Here is a 22,177-nt window from a genome sequence, read left to right as displayed (position 1 = left end):
TCATCTCACCATCGGTTGAAAACGGCCGACCATTGTAGCGCCCAAAGCTTCGGTTATCCACACGGGTTTAAGCTTGAATATTGCCCTGTGGACAACTTGCAGTGAGCCTACGGGAAAACCGTGTGGAGGAACGGGGATAATTAACAAGAAAGCGACTTACGTTTGGGTTAAACACATCTAGTTAACATCTTGTAGACTGTTTATACGGAACTTACACACAGATTTTTTATGATTATAGGCTATTGATAAATAATAATTAAAACAACTTATCCACAAATAGTATCCCCACTATTAATAACAACAGGTTTAGAACTACTTATTAGTAATAATAGCGAGAGTGTTGTTTGCTATATCCATCGCTGCCAGCATGGCCGCAATGACGCCACAACGCTTTTTATGCAAGGAAAAATTGCACCCAGCAAAGGAAGTCTCTACAATTTCCGGTCTTGAATTGAATCTCCCCGGCTAGTTCCTCACTGGACCGGGCTTTTTGGAATTCACTTTCCGTCCTAAACCACGTGGGAATAACGAGTTATGAAACGCACTTTTCAACCTAGCGTTCTCAAGCGCAAGCGCGCGCATGGCTTCCGTGCTCGTATGGCAACCAAAAACGGTCGCGCCGTCCTCGCACGCCGCCGTGCCAAGGGCCGCAAGCGTCTGAGCGCCTGATCTCGGATTGCGTGTGCCGCAGAAAGGCTTTCCCCGGCAGTTACGGTTACTAAATGCTGGGGATTTCAGTCACGTGTTTGAGCAAGCCGACCTGAAAGTGCATGGCAAAGGTATGATGGCGTTAGTTCGCTTAAGTACTCGGGGACACCCCCGCCTTGGACTGGTAGTCAGCAAAAAAAATGTCAAACGCGCCGTAGATCGCAACCGTTTCAAGCGTCTCGTTCGAGAATCTGTCCGTCTTCGTCAAGATCACTTACCCTCTGTGGATATCGTGGTGCTTGCCCGACGCGGCGTTCAGGATATCGACAACGACACCTTGCATCGCCAGTTACACGGCATGTGGAAGCGACTTCAGCGTGACGCACAGGCGGTGATCGCAGCACCAACGCCAGAGCGTGACACGTGACCTTTGGTGCACACCTCGCCGCTCGACCTCGGCCTGCCGCCTGGCAGGCTTTCGTGTGTCAAGGGTCGAGTAAATGACACTGCGCCATTAGCATGTTCACCACCCAGCGGGCAGAACCCTCATGGACGTAAAACGACTTTTATTACTGATTCCACTAGCCGTACTGGCGTACTTGCTAGTCGTCCAGTGGAATCAGGATTACGGGCAGCCGAATTACGATTCAGTGCCTGAAACGACTCAACGCAGTAATTCAGCACCATCTAGCAATTCAGTACCATCCAGCAATGTTGACGATGGCGAGGGCGGCTTAGCCGTTCCGAGTACCACATCGCAGCCAAATGCGGTTGGTGAAGGTATTCCTGGCGATACTGAAAGCGAAACGTCTAGCCGTGACTTCATTGCCGTAACGACCGATGTTCTTGATGTACGCATTGATCCACACGGTGGCGATATTGTTTATGCCGCTTTACCGCAACATAAACTTTCCCTCGACTCAGAGCGGAACTACGTGTTGTTGTCGGATAACAGCAGCCGTAGCTACGTGGCCCGTTCAGGTCTTCAGCTTGATGGCCAGGCAAGCCGCATCGCGTTCACGCCTGAAAATACCGACTATCGGTTAGGCGATAACGATGAAGAACTGAGCGTCGATCTGACCGCCGACGTTAACGGCGTCGAGGTGATTAAGCGCCTCACGTTTGAGCGCGGCAGTTATGCGGTCAACGTCAATTACTACCTAGCCAATAACACCGATGCACCGGTCAGTGCGCGCTTTATTGGCCAGTTAGCACGCGATAATAGCCCGGATCCTTCAAGCGGCGTTTCAATGGGTATGAACTCCTATCTGGGGGCTGCCTACTCAACGCCGGATGCACGCTACGAAAAGATCGACTTCGAGGATATTCAAGCCAGTAACTTTGAAAACCGCGAAGCACAGGGCGGCTGGATTGCGATTATTCAGCACTACTTTGTCTCGGCATGGGCACCTCAGCAGGATCAGCAAAACCTCTACTACGTTACTACCGACTCAAGCAATCGAAACGTCGTAGCCTTTGCTGGCCCCACTAGCAGCATTGCCGCAGAAGGCGAAGCCACGTTAGGTGCTACCCTTTATATGGGGCCGAAGATTCAGGACTACCTAGAGCAGGTGGCACCTAACCTTCGCTTAACTGTGGATTACGGCTGGCTATGGTTTATCGCCAACCCCCTCTTCTGGTTGCTGGATAAGATCCACGACATCGTCGGTAACTGGGGCTGGTCGATTGTATTGCTAACGGTACTGGTTAAGACCGTACTGTTCCCGCTTTCCGCCAAAGCGTACAAATCCATGGGCCGTATGCGTAAGCTCGGTCCTGAAATGCAGCGCCTGAAAGAGATGTATGGCGACGATCGTCAGAAGATGTCGCAAGAGATGATGAAGTTCTACCAGAAGGAGAAGATCAATCCGCTGGGGGGCTGTCTACCTATTGTGATTCAGATGCCGGTCTTCATCGCGCTTTACTGGATGTTGCTGGAATCGGTCGAACTGCGACACGCACCGTTTATCTTCTGGATCCAGGATCTATCGGTGAAAGATCCGTACTTCATTCTGCCGATCCTGATGGGTATTTCGATGTTTGTTCAGCAAATGTTGAACCCGACGCCCCCGGATCCGATGCAGGCGAAGATCATGAAGATGCTCCCCATCATCTTTACCTTCTTCTTCCTGTGGTTCCCGGCAGGTCTGGTCATCTACTGGGTGGTCAACAACATCATTTCGGTGGCGCAGCAGTACTACATTACGCGCAAAATCGAGAATGACCCGACCATCGGCAAAGGCATGAAGACCAAATAGCCTGCCGTGGTAGTTGAAGCCTTCAGACCCCCGCCCAGTGCGGGGGTCTGGCGTTTTAAAGACGACAAACTCACACTGTACGCATCCATTAAAGAGGCTCGCCATGGTTGAACGACTTTATACTCAGGATACGATTACCGCATTGGCTACCCCTCCTGGACGCGGTGGTGTTGGTATCATTCGCGTCTCAGGGCCTGCCTGCCGCGCTATCGCCGAGGCCATACTCGGTCACTGCCCCTCACCGCGTTACGCCCACTACGGCCCCTTCCAGGGCGCTGACAGCATTATTGATGAAGGCCTCGCCCTGTTCTTCAATGGGCCCCATTCGTTTACCGGTGAGGACGTCCTGGAATTACAGGGCCACGGCGGCCCCATTATTATGGATATGCTGTTGGAGCGCTGCGTGGCTCTCGGCGCACGTCTAGCGCGCCCTGGCGAGTTTTCTGAACGGGCTTTTCTCAACGACAAACTTGATCTGGCCCAGGCAGAAGCTATCGCCGATCTGATCGATGCCACTTCCCGTTCAGCGGCCGAAAATGCCGTGCGCTCTCTCCAGGGGGAGTTTTCGAAGCGCGTGTCAGCGTTAGTGCAGCGGCTGATCGAGCTACGTGTTTACGTTGAAGCGGCGATTGATTTCCCTGAAGAGGAGATCGACTTTCTTGCCGATGGCCACGTTGCCCAGCACTTAAGCAGCGTCCAGCAAGCACTGAACGACGTACGCCAGGCAGCAGGCCAAGGCGCACTGTTACGCGAAGGAATGAGCGTGGTCATTGCCGGGCGGCCCAATGCGGGTAAGTCGAGCCTGCTGAATGCGCTGACCGAACAAGATACCGCCATTGTGACGGATATTGCCGGCACGACCCGGGATGTGCTGCGCGAACATATTCATATCGACGGTATGCCGCTGCACATCATCGACACCGCCGGACTGCGCGATACACCTGATGCCGTTGAGAAGATCGGTGTCGCTCGCGCCTGGGCCGAGATAGAGAAAGCCGACAGGGTGCTACTACTGGTGGATGCCAGCACAACTGCCTCGACCGACCCCATGGCCATCTGGCCCGAGTTTGTCGCTCGCCTGCCCGATCAGCAGCGCTTGACGTTAGTGCGCAATAAGATTGATACCAGTGCGGAACCGCCTGGATTAGATTTATCCACAACGACCCCCACCGTACGTTTATCCGCTAAAACGGGCGAGGGTGTGGATAACTTAAAAGCACATTTAAAAGATATCATGGGCTTTGCCGCCACCACCGAGGGTCGCTTCTCTGCCCGCCGACGGCATTTAGATGCCTTAGATCGTGCTATGGCAGCCCTTGATACAGGCCGCGCTCAGCTTGATGGCTACGGCGCAGGAGAGCTGCTAGCGGAAGATCTGCGCGATGCTCAGCAGGCATTGGGCGAAATCACCGGTGAATTCAGCGCCGATGATTTACTGGGCGAGATTTTCGGCAGCTTCTGCATCGGTAAGTAAGAGAGCTACTCGTTACCAACACTACTCTCCCACCCACCAATCCGCCTGATAGCGACTAGAAGAACCTAATAACGGCGTAATTTCTGCCATTGCAGCGGCTAGTCGCTCATCCAAGCCCCAGGGCGGATTAATCACCAACATGCCGCTGCCAAACATACCGTGAACCTGCTCACCGGGTTCACGCAGCAGCAGCTCGCTGCGCCATATTTTGCGCTGACCGCTCTCTTTCAAGGCATCTAATAGCGTGTGATGGTGGCCAGCGGGTAGCAGCGGATACCAGATCAATACTACGGCATGGCGCGCTTTCTCCAGCGTATAAGCGACGGTATCGGCCACTTCCTGGTATTCCACTTTACGCTCATAGCTGGGGTCGATGAGTACACATAGCCGTGGTGTTATCGCGGGCAACATGGCCTCCAGCCCCGCCAGTCCATCGCCAAACACGCGCTGGGCGTTAGCTGGCAACTCCTGAGTAGAAAGTTGCTCGTGCTCGCTGGGATGCAGCTCAAACAGCCGCAGTTGATCCTGCTCACGCAACGAATGACTCAGCCACCAGGGAGAGCCTGGGTAGTGCGTCAGGGTTGCTGAGGAGGCTTGAACAGTGGCTATCGCTGCTTGCCACGCGATCAGCAACGGATCGTTTAGCTCATTGCGGGCTTGCCACAGCGGCCCTATGCCTTCGCGATACTCTTGCAAGCGTTGCGTTTCTTGCGCATTAAGGGGGTAGAGCCCTCGACCCGCATGAGTGTCGACATATGTAATAGCCGTTTTTTTACGTAATAAATAATTAATCACCGTGTAAAGTGTCAGATGTTTATGCACATCCGCAAAATTACCGGCATGGTAGGCATGTTGGTAGGACAGCATGGAGACTCATCAGCAAGTGAATAAAAAAGCCCGCTATGTGAGCATAGCGGGCTTTAGTCGGCAACAGCCAGGTTAATTCAAGAACGTATCAACCTTGACCATTACCGGTAGGGGTTAGGGTAATTTCAACGCGACGGTTCTGGGCACGACCCTGCTCATTGTCATTACTGGCCACTGGCTGAGTAGCACCATAGCCCGAGGTATTAAGACGCGTGGACGAAACGCCATTCTGGGCGAGGTAGCTCGATACGGCTTGAGCGCGACGCTCGGAGAGACGCTGATTGTAGCTAGCATCGCCGGTGCTATCGGTGTGGCCGGCGATACTAACGCGGGTGTCTTGGTACTGAGTGAGAACATTAGCGACTTCATTAAGAGAGCCGCGCGCTTCGCTGGTCAGTTCAGCTGAGTCAAAACCAAAGGTGACACCGCTAGGCATATTGAGCACGATATCGTCGCCACGGCGATCAATCTCAATGCGCGATCCTTGCAAGTTTTCACGCAGTTGCTGCTCTTGGCGATCCATATAGACACCAATGCCAGCACCGGCTGCCGCACCTACGGCCGCACCAATCAGTGCACGATCACGGCGGCTAGTACTACCGTCGCCAGAAAGCGCACCGGCAGCGGCACCCACAGCGGCACCAATACCAGAGCCCATCGCGGTGCTAGAGCGCTGCGTTTGGCCACCGTAAGGATCCGATGTGGCGCAACCTGCTAATAAAATAGCGGCTGCCAGCGGTGTCAGTAGTCGAGAAATACGCATCACTCACTCCTTGTTTATGTTCAGGACATCTTTTTATTCACTGGTCAATCTTCACTAATTAAAGCCAGCAACTCGTTCAAGAATAATAGACCTTGAGGCGATGCACGCAGTTTTTCAGGCATTTGCATCAAAAGTCCTTTTTTCTCGGCGGTTTGTAAACGCGTAAGTAACATATCAGAAGAGAGCCCCGTATTGGCCTTCCATGCCTCGAGCGACACCCCATCAGTGAGCCGTAGAGCATTCATGGCAAACTCCAAAGGTAGCTCGTCCGCTGATATAACCTGCTTACCCGCTATAAAGCCACGCAGGTCATCCATGCGCTTTAAATAAGCATCCGGCTGGCGGGTTTTCCAACGCCGCTCAATACGCCACTCACCGTCTGGATCAATATGGCTTAGCTTGCCATGGGCCCCGGCACCAATCCCAAGGTAGTCGCCAAACTGCCAGTAATTAAGGTTATGCAGACTCTGACGACCATCGGTTGCATAGGCCGAAATTTCGTAGCGCTTAAACCCGGCCTGCACCAAAAGCTGATGACCGCTGTCCTGGATATCCCAGAGTGCTTCTTCCTCAGGCAACGTCGGTGGATGGGAGTGAAAGGCCGTATTCGGCTCAAGGGTAAGCTGGTACCAGGAGAGATGCTCCGGCACTAACGACAGCGCTTGGGCAATATCATCCATCGCTAGTTGAGGCGTCTGACCAGGCAAGCCATGCATAAGATCAATGTTAATATTTGTAAAACCCGCCTGGCGAGCCTGCGTGACCGCAGTGACCGCTTCGTCACCGCTATGAATTCGCCCCAGCGCATGCAGTTGATCGGGCTGAAAGCTTTGAATACCCAGAGAAAGGCGGTTAATACCTGCTTTCCGGTAACCAATGAATCGCTCTTGCTCAGTGGTACCTGGATTCGCCTCTAAGGTAATCTCGATGTCATCAGCAAACGGCAAACGAACTTCAATCTCGCTCAATAAACGGTCATAAAACCAAGGCGACAGCAGGCTGGGTGTCCCGCCACCGATAAAGATTGTCTGAATTTCTCGCCCAGCCGCTAAGGCGAGATCGCTATCCAGATCTTGTAACAATGCGTCGAGATAAGCGGCTTCAGGCAAATCGCGAGGCGTAAAACCGTGTGTACCCGGCTCATGGGAGTTGAAATCACAATACGGGCATTTACGGACACACCAGGGGGTATGGATATATAGAGATAGCGGCGGCAACGTATCAACCATGCGCCACCTGCAGTAACTCCACCAAGCCTTGCAGCGCGCGCCCACGGTGACTAAGGCGATTTTTACTTTCACTCGGCAACTCGGCAACGCTCATACCCTGGTCGGGTAGCCAGAAAAGCGGATCATAGCCGAACCCCTCTTTCCCCCGTGGATGGGCAAGAATCTCGCCTTCCCAACTGCGTTGCACAATCACCGGCACTGGGTCTTTCGGGTGACGTAAATAAACAAGTACACACCAGTAACGGCCACTACGCTGTCCTTCTGCACAATCGCTGAGTGCGGCTAACAACGTTTCATTATTTTTCTCATCGCTCTTTGGTTCACCACCGTAACGGGCCGAGTAAATACCCGGTGCGCCTTGTAGGGCGTCTACCTCAAGCCCTGAATCGTCTGCTAATGCAGGTAATCCACTAATAAGACTCGCTTCTCGAGCCTTTAATAACGCATTTTCAACGAATGTTAACCCTGTTTCTTCAACCTCAGTAACACCAAAGTCTGCCTGAGGACGCACATCGAAGCCTAGCGGAGATAGTAATTGATTGAATTCTCGTAACTTTCCAGCATTACCGCTGGCTAGGACAAGTGTATTAACTGATGCCATGACACGCACTCCAAACAGTAGAGCACCAGTTTACGCGCTCATTGAACGTATCAAAAGCCAGCAAAATATTGCTCAACGTATCTGAAATGAAGCCACGTTGAAAATTATATGTCTGTAATTAAGATCCTGATAAATATATATTTCACCAAAATTCTAAAAACATAGGTGGTTATTCAATTTATTTTTACCTCTTATCTAATAACAAAACTTTACGAAACTTATCTTATAAGCAACACTTCAGGGGTTACCTGCTCACTCTTTCTTTCCATGAGGGCGACCCAATGTCGCAGGAAAAGTCTACTGGCTAGGTCTATATCGTTACCGATAAAAGTCCCCAAGCTCAGCTGTTCGCTGAATACTTGAATAAACATACCGGGTGCCCAATTAAGCTAGCACAGCCCCTGTGTCGATTATTAACTAATCATGAGCGTCAAGGTACCTCCCGCCCCATGAGTAGACGAACGCGACCGATTGCTGCCTTTTTGAATATCTACCTCTAGCCGTTCATCATCACTTAACAGCTTTACTGTGCCTTCCAATTCTGTACCCGTAAAGGTGTACTCAGCAGGTACTGTCCCGCTCTCTTCAACGTGCTCGGTGGTTTCGCCTTCGTGGGTAATCCGCCAATGGGCGGAAAACTCTGCGCCCGGCGAACCGCTCATGGTGATATGGATCTGGGTCATGTTTTGCTCCTGAGGCGTCTGTGCAGCGAGCGGGAAGCAGGCTAGCAGCCCCGCCGCGCAGGTCACGTATCGCCAAGCCGCTGGTCGTATCATGAGTGTAACTCTCATCTAAGCAATAGCCGCTCACCTTGAGCGGCTATTGCAGTATAGCGGGCTTTTAGTTACTTGCCGTTACATAACGGCAAAGGCTTTCTCTGCTGCATCCAGGGTGAACTGGATGTCTTCCGGTGTGTGTGCGCTGGACATAAAGCCTGCTTCGTAAGCAGAAGGCGCCAAATAAACACCGTGATCAAGCATCGCGCCAAAGAAACGGCGGAAGGCATCCGGGTTACAGGCGGTGGCTTGGGCAAAGTTATCGACACGACTTTGAGAGGTAAAGAAGAGCCCAAACATACCGCCCGCCGACTGCGTCATCATCGGCACCCGTGCGGCATTGGCACGCTCCTGAAGGCCAGTGCAAAGCGTGTTAACCCGCTGGGTAAGCGCATTGTGAAAGCCTGGTACCTGTAGCTTGGTAAGTAGTGCAACGCCTGCGGCCATGGCCAGCGGGTTACCCGACAACGTGCCCGCTTGGTAAATCGGCCCCAGAGGGGAAATGTTTTGCATTATCTCGCGCTTGCCACCAAAGGCGCCCACCGGCATGCCACCACCGACAATTTTTCCCAAGCAGGTTAGATCGGGCACTATACCGTAGTGGGCTTGGGCACCGCCCAATGCCACTCGAAAACCGGTCATCACTTCGTCAAAAATCAGCACGCTACCGTACTCGTTACATACCCGGCGCAGGGTTTCCAAAAAGCCCGGTTGCGGCGGAATGCAATTCATATTGCCAGCAACGGGTTCAACGATAATGCAGGCAATCTGATCACCGATTTCATTGAAACACGCCTCAACCCCTTCAGGGTCGTTAAACGAGAGCGTAATGGTGTGTTCAGCCAGCGACGCAGGCACGCCCGGCGAGCTGGGTTCGCCGTGGGTAAGCGCACCTGAGCCCGCTTTAACCAGCAACGAATCAGAATGGCCGTGGTAATTACCTTCAAACTTAACGATCTTATCGCGGCCGGTGGTACCTCGCGCCAGGCGTATCGCCGACATAGTCGCTTCGGTGCCCGAGCTGGTCATGCGCACCATATCCATGGAGGGAATCATTTCGCAGATCAAATCCGCCATGGTGGTTTCGACGGCGGTCGGGGTACCAAAGGACAGACCGTTGTCTAATCGCGCTCGCACGGCAGCCAATACGTCTTGGTCGGCATGCCCAGTGATCATGGGTCCCCAGGAGCCGACATAGTCCACGTAGCGATTGCCTTCAACGTCAAACAGAAAGGCACCTTGAGCACGCTCCATAAAGACTGGCGGGCGGTGTAACCCTTTAAACGCCCGAACGGGTGAGTTTACGCCGCCCGGTATATGACGACTGGCAAGTTCAAACAGTTCAGCTGATGTAGTCATGGCATCCTCTCGGTCAATGGCGTACAGAAGATAGGATCAAAAACGGACAGCCCGTGAAAAACGATGCGGCAAACATTGGCCGCTGGGCGGTTGAAAGCCTTGAGACAAACTTTGCCAGGTAAAGCGCTGGGCCTGCTCACAAGCAGTTGGTAAGCGCTCACCAACAGCAATACGTGCGGCAATGGCCGATGCCAGCGTGCAGCCAGAGCCATGGAAGAGTTCGGGCAAACGCGGCCACTGCCACTGGCGAGTGGTATCGGGCGAGTGCAGTGTGTGCACTACCTGCTGGTCATTGCCGGGCAACGGTTCATCCGTAGCCGTGACCAGGATGGCTTGGCACCCCTGTGACATCAGTGCCACCGCGCGGGCCGTATCATCGAAAGGGGTGATGATGTCGGGCGTAAGCTGGGCCAACTCAGCGCGATTCGGCGTTAAGATATCCACAAGCGGTAGCAAGCGATCAATAAACAATTGACGCAAAGCAGGTGTGGATAACTCAGTTCCGCCACCGGCTTTAAAGACCGGATCGGCCACCACGGGAATGCCTGGAAAACGGCGAATAATTTGCTCTGCGGCGCGCAGGGTGTCTTCGTCGGCGAGTAGGCCAAGCTTAATCGCCGCGACCTGCATCTCACTAATTGCCTCGGCCATTTGGCGCATCGCGGTCGGATCAGCAGGGATCACGCGTGTCACATTATGACAATTTTGTACCGTCAGCGCAGTGGGGATCGTTACCGCCCAACCGCCACAGGCAGCAATAGATTCGCTATCAGCGATTAACCCTGCCCCACCAGTCGGATCATGCCCGGCGAGTACCAACACCACGGGAGGAAGTGGTTGACGCATCAAAAGGGCTTCACAACGGCGAGAATAATAATCGCCACCAGCGCAATCACCGGTGCTTCGTTAAACCAGCGGAAAAACACATGTCCTTTGGTACAACGATCCTGGGCAAACTGCTTTAAATAGATCAAACAAACGTGATGATAGGCAATAAGCAGAACCACTAGCGCCAGCTTGGCGTGCATCCAGCCCTGGCTAAACCATTCGGGCACCAGGTAGAGCATCCAGCCACCAAAAATGAGCACCGCAATCATCGAGGGTGTCATGATGCCACGGTAGAGCTTACGCTCCATGGTTTTGAAATAACTGATAGCCAGTTCGTCGCCATTATCCCGCGCAGTGGCGTGATACACATACAGGCGGGGTAAATAGAACAGCGCAGCGAACCACGTCACTACGGCCATTAAGTGAATAGCCTTCACCCATAGGTACATTGTCGCTCCTTAAAGTGATGAATCCTTCTCGCGTTTATCAGTGCCAAGGTCATCGGCGCCGCGTGGGTCAGTGTAGTGATAATAACGCTCGATGGCGCCACGGGTGATAATACCTGAAATACGCCGCTGCTTTGGCCGATAGCCGTGCACAACGTAGAGCGCCCCTAGGGCATTATCCTGCAGTTTTAGAAACGCTTCAGAAAGCGTCGCCTGTAAACCAATCGGCGCCAGCTCCAAACGCTGCCCAGGGATTTCGAGTAGATCAATCAACTCATCCGCAGGCGGCTCTTCACCCTGCAGCGCCTCATCGTGTTCAAGTAGCCAGCGTGCCAATTCAGCTGCTTTTAGCGCCAGCACTGGTTTTTCCTCTGTTGAGCGCTCAATAACTAACCACACCGGGTTGGTTTCTAATAAAAGTCGCGCTTGATCAGGCGTGATCATGCGATCGGTGCGCACCAGTTGACGCTCCATCACCGCAGGCACCGAAACCCGTGAGAGTGCTTGCATCAACGGTTGCTGAAGCGGGTGCAGCCCGTAGCGCACCGTGCTGATAAAAAAGCCTTCACAGCCAGTCAATTGACGCGAGGTTAAACACGCCACTACCACCGCCAACATGCCGGGAAGCATAATACTCGGCGTGTGGGTTAACTCCAAAAGCGCCATTAGCGCAGCCAAGGGCGCTTGTAACACCGCCCCCATCATTGCAGCCATACCTAGCATCGCGTAAATGCCAGGATCCGCGGCTTTATCGGACCAAAGCCAGCCCCCCAGTAAACCAAACAGCGCGCCTGTGGCAGCGCCTATGACCAACACCGGGCCGATAATACCGATGGGAACACCGCCAGCGACGGTTAGCGCCGTAAGCAGCAGTTTGACGATCATTAGCGCCAGCAGCACTTTAATTTCCAGCTGGTTATTGAGCGCCGCCGCCACGCTGTCATAGCCGATGCCCTGAACCTGGGGGAACCACCAGGCCACCGCGCCAGTTGCCACCCCTACCAAGCCAAGACGCAACCAAAGCGGCCACTGCATAATCCGCTGACTGCGTGAAATATGAATAAACAGCCCGGCTAGCAGACCAATCACCAGTCCGGTAACCACAATCCACGGCAAGTTGATCAGTGAGCCCAGTGCTATCTCGGGGATACGGAAAGCGGGTTCGTTGCCATACGCCAACTGCGCCACCAGCGCGCCCATGGTAGAGGCCAAAATCACGGGCATAAAGCTCATTAAAGTGTACTCCATCATCACCACTTCCATGGCAAAGATGACACCCGCGATAGGGGTGTTAAAAGAGGCGGAAATAGCAGCTGCGGTGCCGCACGCCACGAGTACTCTAAGGCTATTATTAGGCAAACGTATCTGCTGACCAAGCCCGCTAGCCGCCGCTGCCCCCAAGTGAATAGCCGGGCCCTCACGACCCGCAGACAAACCACCTAGCACCACGACAACGCCCACCCACCACTGATTGAGCCAGTTGCGTAACGGAAAACGGCCTTGATGATAGGTAAGCCGCTCAATCACGTGGCCAACGCCCAGCTTGCGCGCTGCCGGTTTTTGCCGGTACAGCAGCACACCCACAAGGGTAACCGCCAGCATGGGTAGCAGCGCACGTAGCCAGGGTGCCATGCTTTCAAACGCTTCTGGATCGCCATCGGTCATGTAAAGCGCGGCGCCCGCTTCCAATAGCAGTCGAAACGCCACCATCACAGCGCCGGTAATAACCCCCGAGACAAGGCCCAGCAAACAGAGTTGCGGAAGGGCGTCGACGTTGGCCAACTGGCGACGAAAACTCTCTAAGGTAAAATCCGATCGGGAAAAACGCGCCACAGCGACCTTCCTTGCTCTTGTATCTTTACACTCTTGTGTATCATAGCTGGATACGCTTAAACAGCTTGGTGTCCTATGCTTAAGCTAATAGCGAATTTGGTTTTCTACTCAGCGGCATCCGTAAGGAGTGATTTGTGATTAAGGTCGGCATTGTTGGCGGTACCGGTTACACCGGCGTTGAACTACTGCGGCTACTCGCCCAGCACCCCCACGTCAACGTAGCCATGATTACCTCGCGCTCGGAAACCGGCGTCAAGGTGTGCGATATGTACCCCAACCTGCGCGGCCATTACGACACGCTGGCGTTTAGCGAGCCGGACGCCAAACAGCTGGGCGCCATGGATGCGGTATTTTTTGCCACACCTCACGGCGTTGCTCACGCCCTGGCGGGTGAGCTACTCGAAAACGGCACTCGGGTGATCGATCTATCGGCCGACTTCCGGCTGCGCGATGCCGACGAGTGGAGCCGTTGGTACGACCAGGCCCACGGCGCCCCGGAACTGTTGCAAGAGGCGGTCTACGGGCTGCCGGAAATGCACCGTGAGAAAATCAAAGAAGCACGTTTAATCGCCGTACCCGGCTGCTACCCCACTGCCGTTCAATTGGGCTACCTGCCGCTTCTGGAAGCGGGTTTGATCGACCCAGGTCAACTGATTGCCGACTGCAAATCCGGCGTTACCGGCGCAGGTCGTGGCGCTAAAGTAGGTTCACTGCTCGCTGAAGCCAGCGAGTCGATGAAAGCCTATGGCGCCTCGGGCCACCGCCACCTGCCGGAAATTAGCCAAGGACTTAGGGATATCCAGCAGTCCACGGTGGGTTTAACCTTTGTGCCCCACTTAACGCCGATGATCCGCGGCATTCACGCCACCCTTTACGGCCAGCTCACCACTGAGCCCGGCGATCTGCAGGCTCTATTTGAGCAGCGCTACGCTAACGAACCCTTTGTCGATGTGATGCCTGCTGGCAGTCACCCAGAGACGCGCAGCGTCAAAGGCATCAATACCTGCCGCCTAGCGGTCCATCGCCCCAGCAATGGCAATACGGTCGTGGTGCTATCGGTGATTGATAATTTGGTCAAAGGCGCCTCGGGCCAAGCGATCCAAAACCTCAACCTGATGTTCGGCTTTGACGAGAATACTGGACTTACCACCCCAGCAGTGATGCCTTAAACACCTCCAAAACCAGCAGGCTGTGACAACTCATTCCCAGCAATAGTTGACCAATTTGCTGGGAATTACCCATAATCACCCCCCAATGCCGATTTATTCGTTCTTTAAGCTCGCGGGAGGTACCCATGAGCGGTGCAGAAGCCTTTGTTCCGACCCCACTACTGCTCTCTGATAGTGCACGAAAACGTATTAACGCACTGATTGCAGAAGAAAATAACCCATCACTCAAACTGCGGGTCTACGTGACCGGTGGCGGCTGTTCGGGTTTTCAGTACGGCTTCGACTTTGCTGACAATGTCGCCGACGATGACACTGTGATTGAGTTCGGTGAGGCCGCACTGGTCGTCGACCCCCTCTCTTACCAGTATCTGGTGGGCTCCACGGTCGACTACGAAGAAGGCTTAGCGGGCGCGCGTTTTCGCGTTCAAAACCCCAATGCCACCACCACCTGCGGCTGCGGCGCTTCCTTTATGGTCTAAACAGCGTTGGCCCACGACGCTCCCCGTGACTTGACGCCCTGACGGTTTCTCGCCAAGGTTGATAGGTCAATAACGGCTAAAAAGGGTATTCGAGCGCCATACCTTGCTCGGAAACCCGCTACTAGCCACATAAAGCACGGGGAAACTTATGAAAGTTGCACTACCACTCAGCCTGACCAAAACAACGCTTGCACTCGCACTGGGATTGGGCAGCGCCACTGCCGCCATGGCTCAAACGCCATCGGTGAACGTGGCCACTGACCCAAGCTTTGTGCCATTTGAAATGATGGATCAAGAGACCGGCGAAATGGTCGGCTTCGATATGGATATCATCAACGAAGTCGCCGAACGTGCAGGCTTTGAAGTCAACCTGACGACCATGGAATTCTCCGGCATCATTCCCGCCGTGCAAACGGGTAGTCAAGAGATCGCCATCGCCGGTACCACCATCACTGACGAGCGCTCTGAAGTCGTTGACTTCTCCGACCCCTACTACGATTCAGGTTTACGCATCATTGTCCGCGCCGATAACGACAGCGTCGAGACACTAGAAGACCTCCAAGACCTCGCCGTCGGTACCAAAATTGGTTCCACCAGTTATGACTACCTTCAGCAAGAACTCGGCGAAGATGCTGAAATCACCCCCTTCCCAGGGACTGCCGACATGTACATGGCGCTGCTAGGCCGCAACGTCGACGCCGTGCTCTATGATGCCCCTAACGTCTCTTACTTCTCGCAAACTCGCGGTGAAGGCCGTACCAAGGTTGTTGGCCCTCTGTATGAAGGTCAGCAGTACGGCATCGTGTTCCACAAAGGCAGTGAGTGGGTAGAGCCGACTAACGAAGCGTTGGCCGCCATGCGCGAAGATGGCACCTACGATGAGATCTACACCAAGTGGTTTGGTGAAGCGCCTAGCGAAGAGTGAGTATAAAAGCTCTCTATTAGCGTAACGCTGTTACAGGGCCGGGTGGCCACAACCCCCGGCCCTGCTGCATTTCTCATGTGTTTTTTGTCATCTGCTTTTGTTTCAGGAGTCTACGCGTGGACGTCAATTTTCAGTTTGATTGGTCGGCAGCGTTTGGGTCTATCCCTTACCTGCTGCCGGGTATTCCCTGGACGCTGCTTATCTCGTTTGGCGGTCTCGCCATCGGATTCTTTATCGGAATATTCTTTGGCCTATTACGTATTAGCCGCCTGCGTTGGCTACGCTGGCCAGCCATCGTTTACGTCGAAGTATTTCGCGGCACGCCTATCCTGGTACAAGTACTGTTTATTTTTTACGGCTTGCCGCAACTATTAGGCAGCCCAATTAACGCGCTGGTCGCCGGTATTGCTGCGATCGCGGTTAATTCCGGTGCTTACATTTCAGAAATTGTGCGTGGCGGTGTGCAATCAATTGAACGCGGCCAGGGTGAAGCATCACTCTCCCTAGGGCTCTCCCGCACTCAAGCATTTCGCTACGTTATCTGGCCCCAGGCGTTTCGGCGCATGATTCCTCCCCTCGGTAACCAGGGCATCATCAGCATCAAAGACACCTCACTGTTTTCAGTGATAGGCGTCGGTGAGCTAGTGCGTCAGGGGCAGATCTATATCGCCACCACCTTTACGGCGCTTGAGGTCTACTTCATGGTCGCCCTGATGTACCTGGCAATCACCTGGACCCTATCAATCATCCTCCGCCAGCTTGAGATCAGGGGCCTGGCAGGACAATAAGGACACGCGCAATGAGCGAGACAATGAGCAACACAACGCAACCCATTGTGCGTATGCAGCAGCTTAATAAACACTTTGGCAGCCTGCACGTACTTAACGATATTGACCTAACGATTGTGCCTGGTGAAGTCGTCGTGATCATCGGTGCCAGTGGCTCTGGCAAATCCACGCTAATTCGCTGTATTAACGGTTTGGAAGAGTTCCAATCGGGCAGCCTGGTGGTCGACAGCAACGAACTATTGCCCCATGGGAAGAGTACCCAAGCGCTGCAAACCATCCGTACCGAAGTGGGCATGGTCTTTCAGCAATTTAATCTCTTTCCTCATCTCAGCGTGATCGATAACGTCACCCTGGCGCCAATGAAAGTGCGCGGTTTAAGCCGTGACGACGCGGTCAGCAACGCCAAACGCTTGCTTGACCGGGTAGGTATCGCTGATCAGGCTGACAAGTACCCCAGCCAGCTCTCAGGCGGTCAACAGCAACGTGTGGCACTGGCTCGTGCCTTGGCGATGGAACCCCGCCTGATGCTGTTTGACGAGCCCACATCGGCGCTGGATCCGGAAATGATCGGTGAAGTGCTGGATGCCATGCGCGAGCTGGCCAAAGAGGGCATGACCATGGTGATTGTTACCCATGAAATGGGCTTTGCCCGCGAGGTCGCCGACCGGGTGATTTTTATCCATAAAGGCGAGATTACCGAGCAGGGCCACCCTGAAAAACTGTTCGATTCTCCTCAACACGAACGTACTCAATCCTTCCTTGCTCGCGTGCTCAAACATTAAATTGAGCCCCTTCTACGCGTTAAAATAACCGCCAATTCACGCTGAATAACGCTTTTTTACTGGCCTGTCGACACGACAGGCCATTTTTTTGCCTGTGGATAAACTTTTTTTACATTGATCGGTTTTATCTCCGTAAGGCCCACCATGTACATCGCTTAGCGTTAGCTCCACACCAATCGTTGATTGTTCACAGGTGCGGTAACAACCCAGGTACTGGACGGTGGATAAGCCGTGGCTAATTACAGCTGTGGATAAAGCACTATTCCATCCACAGGCTTAACACCCTTTCTGCCCAGGAACTCCCGCCTTCAAACATGTAGAAGTCAACAATATAAGCGCATGAAATTATTAAGAATAAATCGCTTACACACAGAAATTGTCCACACTAGTAATTACAACATTTACAGAACTTCTCTTATTTTATATTTATGTTGTTATTAATAGAGACTGTTTAACAATTTGGGGTGTGGAAAAACCTGACGGTTACCCACAGGGGGTTTATACTTGCCGCCTCATTGATCTAAGGTGGCTGCGTCTAGAATCGACTGCACTGGCCACATCATCCGTGCCGATAGGCACAAGACGAGGTGTCTCTTGAATTACCCCGACCGCTTTGACGTGATTGTCATCGGCGGTGGCCATGCGGGAACTGAAGCCGCACTGGCCTCTGCTCGCATGGGCTGTCAGACCCTGCTGCTCACCCATAACATCGAAACTCTGGGCCAAATGTCGTGTAATCCCGCCATCGGTGGCATCGGCAAAAGTCACTTGGTCAAGGAAATTGATGCACTGGGCGGCGCCATGGGGCTTGCCACGGACTTGGGTGGCATCCAGTTTCGCGTGCTCAATGCCAGCAAAGGGCCCGCCGTTCGGGCCACTCGTGCCCAGGCTGACCGCATCCGTTACAAGGCAGCGATCCGCGGAATGCTGGAAAACCAGCCCAACTTAACGATCTTCCAGCAAGCCGCAGGCGATCTGATTGTGGATAACGACACCGTACGAGGCGTCGTCACGGAAACCGGCATCCGCTTTCATGCCGACAGCGTCGTGCTGTGTACCGGGACATTTTTGGGTGGCGTGATTCACATTGGTTTGGATCAAAGCAAAGGTGGCCGAGCAGGCGATCCGCCCTCCAACGCGTTGGCCGAACGTCTGCGCGCGCTGCCGTTTCGCGTTGATCGCCTAAAAACCGGCACACCGCCGCGTATTGATGCCAAAAGCGTGGATTTTTCCCAGTTGGAAGAGCAGCCCGGCGATAGCCCAACGCCGGTTATGTCCTACCTGGGATCACGGGAAATGCATCCTCAGCAGGTGAGTTGCCATATTGCTCACACCAATCAGCAGACTCACGATCTGATTCTGGCCAACCTTGATCGCTCGCCGATGTATTCCGGTGTGATCGAAGGCATCGGGCCGCGTTACTGCCCATCGATTGAAGACAAGGTTCATCGCTTTGCCGATAAATCGAGCCATCAGGTGTTTATCGAGCCCGAAGGTTTGGATACCCATGAGCTCTACCCCAACGGCATCTCGACCTCGCTGCCGTTTGACGTTCAGATTCAAGTCGTGCGTTCTATCAAAGGCCTGGAAAACGCCCATATCACCCGGCCTGGCTACGCCATTGAGTACGACTTTTTTGATCCGCGGGATTTAAAACACTCGCTGGAAACAAAATTTATCCACAACCTGTTTTTTGCCGGCCAGATTAACGGCACTACCGGTTACGAAGAAGCCGGTGCTCAAGGTTTGCTCGCAGGCCTGAATGCCGCCCGTCGCGCTCAAGAGCTGGATGCCTGGTATCCCCGCCGCGATGAAGCCTATCTCGGTGTGCTGGTCGATGATCTAATCACCATGGGCACCAAAGAGCCCTACCGGATGTTTACCTCCCGGGCGGAGTACCGCCTGCTGCTACGCGAAGACAACGCGGATCTGCGTTTAACTGAAGCGGGCCGAAAATTGGGGCTTGTCGACGACACGCGCTGGTCAGCGTTTAGCCAGAAACGTGAGGCTATCGAACAAGAGCGCGCGCGGTTAACCACCCTGTGGATACAACCGGGAAGTCCAGCGGCTGAACAAGTGGCCGAAAAAACCGGCGCACCGCTCACTCGCGAGTATTGCCTGAGTGATCTGCTTAAACGCCCTGAATTAAATTACAGCGATTTGGCCAATCTGCCCGGTATCGAGGGCACCCTGGTCACTGACCCGGCAGTCGCCGAGCAGGTACAAATTCAGGCTAAGTATCAAGGCTATATTGATCGCCAGCAGCATGAGATCGATAAGCTCAAGCGCCACGAAGCCACGCCACTGCCTGCGGAACTGGATTATTTGAAAGTGGAAGGCTTGTCTAACGAAATTCGCCAAAAACTGGCTGAAGCGCGGCCAGAAACGCTTGCCCATGCGGCGCGGATTTCAGGCGTCACCCCGGCGGCCGTCTCTATTTTGCTGGTGCATCTGAAAAAGCGCCGATTGGTGGCAGCGGCTGAGGTAGTTAACGGATGAGTTCGTTGAACCCACTGTTGAAGACGCTACCTGCAAGCGTTGCACTACGGCTTGATCAAGGGCTTAGCCAGTTAGGCATCGCCGTTGACGAACATCAACGCGAACAGCTGTTAGGCTTATTGGCACTGTTGCACAAGTGGAACCGGGCTTATAACCTCACAGCGGTACGCGAGGTGGATGACATGGTGTCGCGCCACGTGTTGGATAGCGCCGCTGTGTTGCCCTATGTGCAGGGGCCGCGGCTACTGGACGTGGGCGCGGGCCCTGGACTTCCTGGCATCGTATTAGCGATATTAGCCCCCCAGCTTGATGTGACACTGCTGGATAGCAATGGCAAAAAGGTGCGCTTTCAGCGACAGGCGGTAATGGAGCTAGGGCTTGAAAACGTAACACCCGTACAGGCGCGGGTGGAACAGTTTGAAGCCGCCGCTTTTGATCAGGTGATTTCCCGGGCATTTGCCAGCTTGGTCGATTTTGTCACCTTGACCCGCCAGCTACCCAGCGCCGACGGCCAGTGGTTAGCCATGAAAGGCCCTGGGGCGGATGATGAACTGCGCGACCTGCCCGCCGGTATACGTTTACACCAGCGTCATTTGTTAGAAGTACCCTTTGAAGCAGCCCAGCGGCAGTTGCTGATCTTGAATTTTGAGAGCTGAATATTTAAAGCTGAACGTTGATTCTGACCCCCAGAAGGAGTTGAGCAAGTGAGCCAGATCATTGCCCTGACCAACCAAAAAGGCGGCGTGGGCAAGACCACCTCGGCCGTTAACCTGGCGGCCAGTCTCGCTGCGCTCGACCGTCGCGTACTGCTGGTGGATCTTGACCCCCAAGGCCATGCCAGCATGGGCAGTGGCATCGATAAATACGAGCTCGATAAGAGCGTTCTTGACGTTCTACTGGGCGAAGCAACGGCTGCTGAAACGATTGTCAAAAAGCTGGCGGTCAAGTACGACGTACTGCCGGGTAACGGTGATCTCACCGCCGCCGAAGTCGAGCTGCTGGATCGCGATAAAAGCGAGAGCTGCTTAACCAACGCACTGGCTTCGGTCTCGGATGCCTATGACGTAGTGCTGATCGACTGCCCGCCCTCTTTGAACATGCTAACCGTGAATGCATTAACGGCTTCCGATAGCGTGCTGATCCCTCTTCAGTGCGAATTTTACGCCCTGGAGGGGCTGTCAGCCCTGCTCGATACCGTTGAGCAGATTAAGCAAAATGTGAATCCAGATCTGGCCATTGCGGGCATTTTGCGCACCATGTACGACAAGCGCACCAGCCTAACGCGGGAAGTGGATAAGCAGTTGCGTGACTATTTTGGCGATATGCTATTGAAAACGACTATCCCGCGTAACGTGAAAGTTGCCGAAGCACCAAGCCATGGGCTGCCCGTTACGCAATATGCACGGTTCTCCCGGGGCAGCCAGGCCTACCGCGTGCTGGCGAAAGAGATGATTCGTCGCCTAGCGTTATAAAATGAGGAAAAGCGAATGACGCGTAAACCCGCGCTGGGACGTGGCCTGGATGCCCTGATTGGTGCCGGTGCCCGTCGCCGTGACAGCTTAGAACTTGCCGGTAGCGGCACCCCGTTGGAGCTTTCTGACGCCGCGCGCAGCGCTGTGGCCAGCGACGTTGCCGAGGATCGTCTTGAGCGCTTGCCGTTAGGGCAATTAACGCGGGGTAAATATCAGCCGCGCCGGGATATTCAGCCTGAAGCGTTAGAAGAGCTGGCGGACTCCATTCGCGCCCAGGGCGTGATGCAGCCCATTGTTGTGCGCCCCATCGGCGTGGATCGCTACGAAATTATTGCCGGTGAGCGCCGCTGGCGGGCAGCCCAACTTGCCGAGCTGGACGTCATTCCGGCAGTCATCCGGGAAGTCAGCGATGAAGTTGCCCTGGCGCTGGCGCTGATTGAAAACATTCAGCGTGAAAACCTCAACGCCATCGAAGAAGCCATGGCGCTCAAGCGACTGGGGGAAGAGTTTGAGCTTACCCAGCAGCAGATTGCCGACGCGGTGGGGAAATCACGCACCCAGGTGGCCAATCTGTTGCGTCTGCTGGCGCTAGATCCGGAAGTGCAAACCCTGCTCGAACGGGGTGACCTGGATATGGGACATGCAAGAGCGTTGCTGACGCTGAACAGTACCCAGCAGCGGCAGGTGGCTCATGAGGTGGTCAATAACGATATGACGGTGAGGGCCACCGAAGCGCTGGTGAAAAAAGTCCAAACCAGCCAAACGCCAATCAAAACGTCTAGCCGGCAAAGCAAACAGCCCGATGTGGCCAAGCTTGAAACCCACCTTGGCGAACTGCTTGGCGCGCCAGTTTCCATTGATCATGGCCAAAAAGGCAAAGGTAAGTTAACGATACGCTATACCAGCCTCGAAGAATTAGACGGTATCTTAAATCATATTAAATAGCAGGCTATTCAATATCCCGTAAGAAGCGCACACGTT

Annotated in this window: 22 protein-coding genes; 13 read left to right on the top strand and 9 right to left on the bottom strand. The window is 54.0% G+C overall.

The window, feature by feature from the left end:
- Positions 1-534: 534 nt before the first annotated feature.
- The 4 genes from rpmH to mnmE all read left to right on the top strand — a co-directional run bounded on the left by rpmH (position 535) and on the right by mnmE (position 4,380).
- Entirely contained in the window at positions 535-669 is a 135-nt protein-coding gene (gene rpmH / locus ACXUPB_RS21965) for a 50S ribosomal protein L34 (RefSeq protein WP_008959105.1), read from the top strand.
- Between the two features lie 13 nt (positions 670-682).
- Complete coding sequence (rnpA, locus tag ACXUPB_RS21960; RefSeq protein ID WP_176302910.1) at positions 683-1,075, top strand: ribonuclease P protein component; 393 nt, start codon at positions 683-685, stop codon at positions 1,073-1,075.
- A 121-nt stretch (positions 1,076-1,196) separates the two neighbouring features.
- The gene (yidC, locus tag ACXUPB_RS21955) at positions 1,197-2,906 is read left to right on the top strand and encodes a membrane protein insertase YidC (RefSeq protein ID WP_472954728.1); all 1,710 of its coding nucleotides are present in this window, start codon (positions 1,197-1,199) and stop codon (positions 2,904-2,906) included.
- Positions 2,907-3,009: 103 nt separating this feature from the next.
- Positions 3,010-4,380 carry a tRNA uridine-5-carboxymethylaminomethyl(34) synthesis GTPase MnmE gene (gene mnmE, locus ACXUPB_RS21950; protein ID WP_472954726.1) on the top strand — a complete coding sequence of 457 codons (1,371 nt, stop codon included), beginning with the start codon at positions 3,010-3,012 and terminating at the stop codon, positions 4,378-4,380.
- Between the two features lie 21 nt (positions 4,381-4,401).
- Here mnmE and ACXUPB_RS21945 read toward each other — a convergent pair whose 3' ends face one another.
- From ACXUPB_RS21945 to ACXUPB_RS21905, 9 genes are all read right to left on the bottom strand, one after another.
- Positions 4,402-5,247: a 23S rRNA (adenine(2030)-N(6))-methyltransferase RlmJ gene (locus ACXUPB_RS21945; protein ID WP_472954724.1), complete on the bottom strand. Its 846-nt coding sequence runs from the start codon at positions 5,245-5,247 to the stop codon at positions 4,402-4,404.
- A gap of 88 nt (positions 5,248-5,335) precedes the next feature.
- Positions 5,336-6,010, bottom strand: a complete 675-nt coding sequence (locus ACXUPB_RS21940; protein WP_472954723.1) for a YiaD family glycine zipper/OmpA-like lipoprotein — start codon at positions 6,008-6,010, stop codon at positions 5,336-5,338.
- A gap of 44 nt (positions 6,011-6,054) precedes the next feature.
- Positions 6,055-7,239: a radical SAM family heme chaperone HemW gene (gene hemW / locus ACXUPB_RS21935; protein WP_472954721.1), complete on the bottom strand. Its 1,185-nt coding sequence runs from the start codon at positions 7,237-7,239 to the stop codon at positions 6,055-6,057.
- Positions 7,232-7,840, bottom strand: a complete 609-nt coding sequence (gene rdgB, locus ACXUPB_RS21930) for an RdgB/HAM1 family non-canonical purine NTP pyrophosphatase (protein WP_035556355.1) — start codon at positions 7,838-7,840, stop codon at positions 7,232-7,234. Before rdgB ends, hemW begins: the two co-directional genes overlap by 8 nt.
- Positions 7,841-8,253: 413 nt before the next feature.
- Positions 8,254-8,523 carry a hypothetical protein gene (locus ACXUPB_RS21925; protein ID WP_246362002.1) on the bottom strand — a complete coding sequence of 90 codons (270 nt, stop codon included), beginning with the start codon at positions 8,521-8,523 and terminating at the stop codon, positions 8,254-8,256.
- A 171-nt stretch (positions 8,524-8,694) separates the two neighbouring features.
- Positions 8,695-9,975: a glutamate-1-semialdehyde 2,1-aminomutase gene (gene hemL, locus ACXUPB_RS21920; protein ID WP_035556353.1), complete on the bottom strand. Its 1,281-nt coding sequence runs from the start codon at positions 9,973-9,975 to the stop codon at positions 8,695-8,697.
- Positions 9,976-10,011: 36 nt separating this feature from the next.
- Positions 10,012-10,821 (bottom strand): bifunctional hydroxymethylpyrimidine kinase/phosphomethylpyrimidine kinase, encoded by an 810-nt coding sequence (gene thiD, locus ACXUPB_RS21915; RefSeq protein ID WP_035556349.1) that lies wholly within the window; start codon positions 10,819-10,821, stop codon positions 10,012-10,014.
- On the bottom strand, positions 10,821-11,252 hold the full coding sequence (gene hemJ / locus ACXUPB_RS21910) for a protoporphyrinogen oxidase HemJ (protein ID WP_035556346.1): 432 nt from the start codon (positions 11,250-11,252) through the stop codon (positions 10,821-10,823). The genes thiD and hemJ overlap by 1 nt, the downstream gene beginning before the upstream one ends.
- A 9-nt stretch (positions 11,253-11,261) precedes the next feature.
- Positions 11,262-13,082, bottom strand: a complete 1,821-nt coding sequence (locus ACXUPB_RS21905) for a chloride channel protein (RefSeq protein ID WP_179916284.1) — start codon at positions 13,080-13,082, stop codon at positions 11,262-11,264.
- 134 nt (positions 13,083-13,216) lie between these two features.
- Here ACXUPB_RS21905 and argC point away from each other — a divergent pair, with 134 nt between their 5' ends.
- From argC to ACXUPB_RS21860, 9 genes are all read left to right on the top strand, one after another.
- Positions 13,217-14,251 (top strand): N-acetyl-gamma-glutamyl-phosphate reductase, encoded by a 1,035-nt coding sequence (gene argC, locus ACXUPB_RS21900; protein ID WP_035556341.1) that lies wholly within the window; start codon positions 13,217-13,219, stop codon positions 14,249-14,251.
- Positions 14,252-14,376: 125 nt separating this feature from the next.
- On the top strand, positions 14,377-14,730 hold the full coding sequence (gene erpA, locus ACXUPB_RS21895) for an iron-sulfur cluster insertion protein ErpA (RefSeq protein ID WP_008959085.1): 354 nt from the start codon (positions 14,377-14,379) through the stop codon (positions 14,728-14,730).
- 148 nt (positions 14,731-14,878) lie between these two features.
- Positions 14,879-15,655: a transporter substrate-binding domain-containing protein gene (locus tag ACXUPB_RS21890; RefSeq protein ID WP_035556337.1), complete on the top strand. Its 777-nt coding sequence runs from the start codon at positions 14,879-14,881 to the stop codon at positions 15,653-15,655.
- A 116-nt stretch (positions 15,656-15,771) separates the two neighbouring features.
- Positions 15,772-16,443: an amino acid ABC transporter permease gene (locus ACXUPB_RS21885; RefSeq protein WP_035582387.1), complete on the top strand. Its 672-nt coding sequence runs from the start codon at positions 15,772-15,774 to the stop codon at positions 16,441-16,443.
- A gap of 23 nt (positions 16,444-16,466) precedes the next feature.
- Positions 16,467-17,225, top strand: coding sequence for an amino acid ABC transporter ATP-binding protein (locus tag ACXUPB_RS21880; protein WP_035556479.1), 759 nt, complete (start codon positions 16,467-16,469; stop codon positions 17,223-17,225).
- Between the two features lie 594 nt (positions 17,226-17,819).
- The gene (mnmG, locus tag ACXUPB_RS21875; RefSeq protein WP_035556333.1) at positions 17,820-19,724 is read left to right on the top strand and encodes a tRNA uridine-5-carboxymethylaminomethyl(34) synthesis enzyme MnmG; all 1,905 of its coding nucleotides are present in this window, start codon (positions 17,820-17,822) and stop codon (positions 19,722-19,724) included.
- Complete coding sequence (gene rsmG, locus ACXUPB_RS21870; protein WP_035556332.1) at positions 19,721-20,380, top strand: 16S rRNA (guanine(527)-N(7))-methyltransferase RsmG; 660 nt, start codon at positions 19,721-19,723, stop codon at positions 20,378-20,380. The genes mnmG and rsmG overlap by 4 nt, the downstream gene beginning before the upstream one ends.
- Positions 20,381-20,428: 48 nt before the next feature.
- Positions 20,429-21,196 (top strand): ParA family protein, encoded by a 768-nt coding sequence (locus ACXUPB_RS21865; RefSeq protein WP_035556329.1) that lies wholly within the window; start codon positions 20,429-20,431, stop codon positions 21,194-21,196.
- Positions 21,197-21,211: 15 nt separating this feature from the next.
- The gene (locus ACXUPB_RS21860) at positions 21,212-22,141 is read left to right on the top strand and encodes a ParB/RepB/Spo0J family partition protein (protein WP_035556326.1); all 930 of its coding nucleotides are present in this window, start codon (positions 21,212-21,214) and stop codon (positions 22,139-22,141) included.
- Positions 22,142-22,177 lie beyond the last annotated feature (36 nt).

The sequence above is a fragment of the Vreelandella sp. DA03-1M genome (assembly GCF_055725665.1).
Note: the sequence above shows the minus strand (reverse complement) of the source record. Positions and strands in the feature narration are given on the sequence as shown.